2 protein-coding genes and 1 pseudogene are annotated in these 1,697 nt (G+C 70.7%); 2 read left to right on the forward strand and 1 reads right to left on the reverse strand.

What is annotated here, in order from left to right; all coding sequences use genetic code 11:
- Nucleotides 1-375 (forward strand): substrate-binding domain-containing protein (locus tag B0W88_RS31585; protein WP_158080991.1); only part of this gene is annotated, 375 nt, incomplete at its 5' end.
- Here B0W88_RS31585 and B0W88_RS31590 read toward each other — a convergent pair.
- The gene (locus B0W88_RS31590; RefSeq protein WP_158080992.1) at nucleotides 321-1,328 is read right to left on the reverse strand and encodes an alpha/beta hydrolase fold domain-containing protein; all 1,008 of its coding nucleotides are present in this window, start codon (nucleotides 1,326-1,328) and stop codon (nucleotides 321-323) included. The two genes, B0W88_RS31585 and B0W88_RS31590, sit on opposite strands and share 55 nt — an antisense overlap.
- 182 nt (nucleotides 1,329-1,510) lie before the next feature.
- Here B0W88_RS31590 and B0W88_RS31595 point away from each other — a divergent pair.
- Nucleotides 1,511-1,697, forward strand: a pseudogene (locus B0W88_RS31595) (cytochrome c5 family protein); the annotation flags it as partial.

Below are 1,697 nucleotides of genomic sequence, written 5' to 3' on the forward strand. Positions count from 1 at the left end.
ACGCAGGCGCTCGACGAGGGCCTGGCCTTCGACGGCCTGGTCGCCTCGAGCGACTACATCGCCTCCGGCGCCTGCGACGTGCTGCTGGCGCGCGGCCTGTCGATTCCCGGCGACGTGGCGGTGATCGGCTACGACGACAACCCGATCGCGGCCATGCACCGGCCGGCGCTCAGCTCGATCCGCCAGGAGTGGGATGGCGTGGGCCGGCTGCTGAGCCGCACCGTGCTGCAGATCGTCGCGGATCCGGCGGCCGAGCCCTTCGACCAGGTCCTGCCGGTGCAGCTGGTGGTGCGGGAGACCAGCCAGCGGGGCGTCGTCGCTCAGGCGCCGGAGCGCGGCAAACGAGCCAGGAAGAACTCGGCGACGCGGGCATAGAGCTCCTGGCTCTCGGGCAGTTCGCCCCACATATGGAAGGCGTGCCACAGGCCGTCGAAGACGAAGAGTTCGGCTTCGGCCCCGGCCGCGCGCAGGCGGCGGTGCATCATCGCCACCGAGCTGGCGGCGAAGTCGCGCGTCGACGTCATCAGCAGGCTGGGTGGGAAGGCCGCCAGCACCTGCGGATGCTCGCTGGGGAACACCATCGGGTCGCCGGCGTCCGCGCCCTCGAAATACGGCAGGTCGATCAGCCGGGAACTGGCCGTCACCGTCGTCTGGCTGGTCAGCGCCGGCGCCATCACGAGCAGGTCACCGGCCAGCTCGATGCCGCTGGCGTGCATCATCGCCGTGGCGCCGGGCCGGGGCTCGCCGGCCGCCTGCAGGCGCGCCAGCACCTGCGCCGTCAGGATGGCGCCGGCCGAGCAGCCGAACAGGCCGATCGCAGCGGCGGGGCGATCGGCCAGCAGCGCACGATAGACCGCGACGACATCGTCGGTCGCGGCGGGATAGCGGTGCTCGGGCGCCATCCGGTAATCGACGGCCACCACCGGCAGGCCCGAGACGGCCGCGATCGGCACCGCTTCCAGCAGGGCGCCAGCACCGGCGCCCCAGCCGAAGCCGCCGCCGTGCAGGCACAGCAGCATCGGCGCGCCGGGTTCCAGCTCGAGCGCCCTGCCCGCCGGCACGACCAGATCCACCGGAACGCCGGCGATCTGCCGCGGCGCCGTCTCCACCGCGAACAGCTCGCGCATCACCTTCAGGCGCTTGCGGTTCTCGCCGTCGTAGAAGGCGCGCGTCTGCTCGATGGTCGCGAAAGGCGGTATCACCTCGCGCAACAGGCCATCGAAGGCGCGCCGCGCCTCGAGGCTGATCCACGGGGCCAGCGGCGGCACGCGGGGCGTGTCGGCCGGGGCAGCAGGCAGGTCGGATGCGGTCGGGGCAGTGTTCTTCATGATCGGTGGACGGTTGGAACTTGCCCGCATCATGCCGCTCTTTGCTATCGATGTCATCAGCTTCCGACATAGTCGGTCACTTTCTTTTTGTTTGTTTGATTCGTTTGTTGACATCGATATCAATTCAAGTGAATACTGGCCGCACTGAGCCTCGACCGAAGGCTCGCGTGGAGACAAGCCAGATGACGATCAAGAATGCCCACGCCGCCACCGGCGCCCTCGCCGCAGCCCTCGCCGCCACCGCCGTGTTCGCGCAGGATTCGGCCCCGGCCGCCGATGCAGCCCCGCCGCCCGCCGCCGCCGGAACCGCCACCGGCGCCGCGCTGGAAACCGTCGTCGTCACCGCGCGCCGCCGGCAGGAGAAGCTGC

The sequence above is a fragment of the Pelomonas sp. KK5 genome, from assembly GCF_001984095.1.
In the GTDB taxonomy this organism is placed as follows: Bacteria; Pseudomonadota; Gammaproteobacteria; order Burkholderiales; family Burkholderiaceae_C; genus KK5.